General features: G+C 43.3%; 4 protein-coding genes. All 4 read left to right on the top strand.

The annotated features are described in order from the left end of the window. The first annotated feature begins 304 nt into the window (after positions 1 to 304). The 4 genes from BLR43_RS13145 (at position 305) to purC (ending at position 4,557) form a co-directional block, all read left to right on the top strand. Positions 305 to 1,720: a Do family serine endopeptidase gene (locus BLR43_RS13145; protein WP_379542908.1), complete on the top strand. Its 1,416-nt coding sequence runs from the start codon at positions 305 to 307 to the stop codon at positions 1,718 to 1,720. Between the two features lie 654 nt (positions 1,721 to 2,374). Continuing rightward, positions 2,375 to 3,280, top strand: a complete 906-nt coding sequence (gene dapA, locus BLR43_RS13140; protein WP_093071436.1) for a 4-hydroxy-tetrahydrodipicolinate synthase — start codon at positions 2,375 to 2,377, stop codon at positions 3,278 to 3,280. A gap of 122 nt (positions 3,281 to 3,402) precedes the next feature. Then, on the top strand, positions 3,403 to 3,717 hold the full coding sequence (locus BLR43_RS13135) for a hypothetical protein (protein WP_227674193.1): 315 nt from the start codon (positions 3,403 to 3,405) through the stop codon (positions 3,715 to 3,717). 126 nt (positions 3,718 to 3,843) lie between these two features. After that, positions 3,844 to 4,557 carry a phosphoribosylaminoimidazolesuccinocarboxamide synthase gene (gene purC, locus BLR43_RS13130; protein ID WP_057757995.1) on the top strand — a complete coding sequence of 238 codons (714 nt, stop codon included), beginning with the start codon at positions 3,844 to 3,846 and terminating at the stop codon, positions 4,555 to 4,557. The last annotated feature ends 604 nt before the right edge of the window (positions 4,558 to 5,161 follow it).

Raw genomic sequence — 5,161 nt, 5'->3', positions numbered from 1 at the left:
TATAGTCAATCCTAAATAAAACAGATACATTATATATCAAGGTGGAACTGGTCTAAATTTTCCTTGCGTGCTGTGCCTACGCTGCTCGATGCTGCGAAAAATTTATCCCAGTCCCACTGTATCGTTTTTATACTGAATTCACTATATAAGCAAATATAAGAACGCTGACCAATAACGATTGGGGTTATGTGCGTCAGGCAAGACGTTATCGAGTACCATCATCTAATTACCAACAATAATAATGACCATTCATATGGAGGACAATATGCCTATCAATATGTTTAAATCACGAACCACTGTCGATATGCGACTTTGGTTACAGCGCAGTGCGCTGGCGCTCGCTGTGAGTACGGCGATGGTGGCTAGTATTAATGTCACCACAATGAGCAATGCACATGCGGCTGTAACCACGGCTGATTTCTCTGGCCTAGTTCAACAAGTGACGCCAGCAGTGGCGCGCGTCAACGTCACCAAGACAGTCAGTGAGGCTGAGCTTGCTAAGGCGCAAACGGCTGAAGTGTTGCGGCAGTTTTTTGGCGATCGGGTGCGCATTCCTGATCGAGCAGTCACGCCAGCGATAGAGCATGCTTATGGTACGGGGTTTTTTATTACCTCTAATGGCTATATGCTGACCAATCATCACGTCATCGAGGGCGCTGACAAAATCACCGTCACACTTAATGATAGAACCGAGCTTGATGCAACCTTGATTGGTAGCGACGAGCGCTCAGATGTGGCTGTACTAAAAGTTGAAGGCACTCAGTTCCCCGCGCTACCGATTGGCGACTCAAACAGCTTAAAAGTAGGGGAGCCCGTACTAGCCATTGGTTCACCATTTGGTTTTGATTATTCAGCCTCCGCTGGCATCGTCAGTGCCAAATCACGCAGCTTCTCACGCGAAACCAGTGTGCCGTTTATACAAACCGATGTGGCGCTAAACCCTGGCAACTCAGGTGGCCCTCTATTCAATCAGCGCGGTGAGGTGATTGGTATCAACTCGCGTATCTTTAGTGGGACGGGCGGCTACATGGGGCTATCATTCTCTATCCCAATTGACGCTGCTATGGATATCTATGAGCAATTAAAGACCAGCGGTGAAGTCGCTCGCGCATATTTGGGTATCTATCCGCAAGATATTGACCGTAATCTGGCCGAAGCTTATAAATTGGATAAACCACAAGGCGCTTTGCTGACCCGCGTTTCTCCAGACTCGCCAGCACAAAAAGCAGGTCTAAAACCTGGTGACATTATCTTGCAGTACAATAATGTACAAATCATGCGAGCATCCGACTTATTGAATCTGCTCAACCGAGCAAAGCCAAGCGATCCATTTCGCGCACAGATTCAGCGCAATGGTAAGCAGATGATCATTAGCGGTAAACTTGCTTATGCACCTAATGATGTCAGAGCCCAAAGTGGGGATCAGCAAAGTGATGATGTCCAACTGGGCCTACGTTTGCGCGATTTGACCAAAGATGAACAAGCAGAGATTGCTACAGACAATAAAACGGGGGTGTTGGTCACGACGGTTGATCCGACAGGGTTAGCCGCGCGCTCGGGGATTTTGGCAGGTGATGTCATTACCAATTTTCACCAAAAGCCTATTAAGAAAGTAACGGATTTCTCTGACGCCATCTCATCCCTACCCAAAAAGGGCGTTGTCACGATAGAAATTATTCGACAAGGCATCCCTGCTATTATTGGTCTGCGTATTGAATAGATAAAACCATAAGGAAGTGATTTGGACAGCAGCATACCGAAAAACACCGAAAAGTATAATTGCTCATCATAAATACCGCTCGCTATAAGAGATACGCAAACGGATATTGCATCAGTCTGCAAATAATGTATTTAAATATTCGTCAGCAGCGGTATAGGCACGCGAGGCCTGCCTTTTCGCTTATATCGTCCCACCATCGATGTGTTGACCATTCGCTAGTATTGGCAAAACCATTCAGCAGTGTTGATACGTTGCTGAGTGCTTTAGTTATCGGTATATTATTAATAAAGACTTGAAGCAATATTTATTGTTTCTAGCAATAAAAAAAGCTTTTTTCGTCTTTGATTTGTGCTTGAATCATCAATTGATTGATAGCGGTCAAATCAAAATATGCTACACTAGCAGGCGTTTTTATTATTATATTTTATGGCGCAACAGGTATTTGCGGTCACTGGCATCGATAATGCCAATACTCACTTTAATACGCAGTAATTTATAATGTAAACGTTATGATAATAAATAAAATTTCAGCATTAACATCAAGCAAGGGTTGGTCATTAGCGTTTATCAACGTATATAAATTTTTGGCACTTGCAAACGACCTATCATGTGACAGCTTTAATAAAAGCTAGGATAATACAGTAAGGCACGGTTATGAGCACAGCATACGACGAGATCAAAACCCGACTACAAGGCTCAATGGTAGCCTTGGTAACGCCCATGCACCCTGACGGTACAGTTGATTATAAACGTCTGGCTGACCTCATAGACTGGCAGATCGAGCAGGGCACGCATTGCCTCGTTGCTGTCGGCACCACTGGCGAGTCGGCAACCCTATCGATGCAAGAGCATAGCGATGTCATTCGCTATTTTGTCCAGCATGTTAAAGGTCGCGTACCAGTCATCGCAGGTACTGGTGCAAACAACACCATAGAAGCGATTAAACTGACTCAAGACGCAGCAGATGCTGGTGCAGACTGTGCGTTATTGGTTGCCCCTTATTACAATAAGCCGCCACAAGAAGGCTTGTTTCAGCATTATCAAGCCATTGCTAAAGCCGTCAATATTCCTCAGATGCTCTATAATGTACCGGGTCGCACGGTCGTCGATATCGCCCAAGAGACCGTCGAGCGCTTATGTGATATCGACAATATCGTTGCTATCAAAGATGCGACAGGCTCTGTTGGTCGCGGTGAGCAATTGATTAAAGCTGTTGGTGACAGAATGGTCGTATTGTCTGGTGATGATGGCACAGCGCTTGATCTACTAAAAGTAGGTGGTAAAGGCAATATCTCAGTGACTGCCAACGTGGCGCCAAAAGCCATGAGCGAGACTTTCGCTGCTGGCTTGCGTGGTGATTTTGAAACGGCTAGTCAGATTCATGACGTAGTCAAACATCTACATCGTGACTTATTCATCGAGTCAAGTCCTATTCCAGCTAAGTATGCGCTACATAAAATGGGCATGATTGATAAAGGGATACGCTTACCACTCGTTTGGTTGGCAGAGCAACATCATGCGACTATTGATGAAGCGTTGGTTCGAGCAAACATACTATAACCTGATCTTCAGCGATTTAAGACTTGTTGCTTGACGATTAATATTCAAGAGAGCAACAAGTCAACTTATCATGATAAGCCAATCGCCTAAATGAGCAATAACTGCTAACTCAGAGAGACAACATGATGACAGTATCATCAAAAACGACAAAACTACTTCCTGCAATGCTGACCTTAGTTTTGGGTAGTACGTTGGTATTGAGCGGCTGCCAAGCGACCAAGAGCCTGCTTGGAAAGCGCGACAATGGCAGCTTAGACTATCAACAAAGCAAAAAGCTTGCACCGATAGAGCTGCCGGCTGCTCAAGAAACAGCGCCTTTCGTGCCTTTGTACCCAACACCGAATGTGGGCGCGAACACGCTTAAACTACAGAATGAGTCAGGTAATCAGTATCAGTTGCCAAAGCCTCAGCGTGCTGTTAGTAGCCCTTCAAACTAATTTCTTTCTTCATTTGTACCGCCGATTTTTATGATTATTGATTAAAATAATATCGATATTGTAATAAGAGTCAGCGGTCGCTGCGCGTTTTTACCACATAAGCTTGAACGAACAGGAACCCCCATAATGCAAAAGCAACAACTGCTGTATAAAGGCAAAGCCAAATCTGTCTACGAAACAGAAGACAATGATCTTCTGATTTTACACTTCCGTGATGATACCTCAGCGCTTGATGGTAAGCGTATCGAACAATTGGCGCGTAAAGGCGTGGTGAATAACCGCTTTAATGCTTTTATCATGCAAAAATTGTCTGATGCTGGTATCGAGACGCATTTTGAAAAGCAATTGTCTGACGACGAAGTATTGGTCAAGCGCTTGGATATGATTCCTGTAGAGTGCGTGGTGCGTAACTTTGCCGCTGGTAGTTTGGTACGTCGTTTGGGCTTAGAAGAAGGGCAAGCATTGACACCGCCAACGTATGAGCTTTTTTATAAAGATGATGCGCTAGGTGATCCGATGGTCAATGAGTCGCTCTCTGTATCTCTTGGCTGGGCAACCAAAGAACAATTGGCTAAGATGGAAGAGCTGACCTATCAAGTCAACGATGTACTCAAAGCATTGTTTGATGCGGGTGATTTGATTTTAGTTGATTTTAAATTAGAATTTGGCGTATTCCACGACCGTATCGTATTAGGTGATGAGTTCTCACCAGATGGCTGCCGTATCTGGGATAAGAATACCAAGAAAAAGCTGGATAAAGACCGTTTCCGTCAGTCATTAGGTGATGTGATTGAAGCTTATGAAGAAGTGGCTGACCGTATTGGTGTGCCATTAAAATAAGTATCTGATACTTAGCATAAAATAAAAACTGAGCCATGCGCTCAGTTTTTTTATGGCATTATATTTGTGATGGTTCCTTAGTGAGTATTTAAATCTTTGGCTGTGGGCTAAGAGTATCAAGGTTTTAACTCAATAAGATAGGCGCGGTGTACTTCATGGTGTACTTACCATACATATTCTATTAGTGATCGGTGCGCTATACAGGCATCGAACTAACCGTATTAGATACGACTTTAATGAGCGTACAGATGCTAAACTGATAGGTAGGTCATTATCATTAGGCTGTCTTATTAAAATTCCTAGATTGTTTTTTATGATGTTATGAACATAGCTCAATATCTAAGGTAGTTTCGTAACTTCGTAAAAGAACTGATACTTTTACAAGAAGTCTAATAATAAATATTACCTACTTAAGTTCAATTCGTCTTGAATAAGTGGGTTACTAGTTATCATATAATCATGAAAGTCAAAGGGAATTCGTCCCCAGAGTATTTTCATAATATGATTAAAAGAGACCATCCCGAATTCTGTGTAACTGCCATTTAGATTAAATGCTTACTAATACGATCATCAAACATAATCATAAAGCGATTAAGAGCAGACG

Source organism: Psychrobacter pacificensis, from assembly GCF_900101915.1.
In the GTDB taxonomy this organism is placed as follows: Bacteria; Pseudomonadota; Gammaproteobacteria; order Pseudomonadales; family Moraxellaceae; genus Psychrobacter; species Psychrobacter pacificensis.
This window is presented reverse-complemented; position numbering and strand designations above follow the sequence as displayed.

Bases quoted from the DNA above. Each gene is read 5' to 3' on its own strand.
- BLR43_RS13145 (WP_379542908.1), top strand. From the start codon at position 305: ATGCGACTTTGGTTACAGCGCAGTGCGCTGGCGCTCGCTGTGAGTACG.
- dapA (WP_093071436.1), top strand. From the start codon at position 2,375: ATGAGCACAGCATACGACGAGATCAAAACCCGACTACAAGGCTCAATG.
- BLR43_RS13135 (WP_227674193.1), top strand. From the start codon at position 3,403: ATGATGACAGTATCATCAAAAACGACAAAACTACTTCCTGCAATGCTG.
- purC (WP_057757995.1), top strand. From the start codon at position 3,844: ATGCAAAAGCAACAACTGCTGTATAAAGGCAAAGCCAAATCTGTCTAC.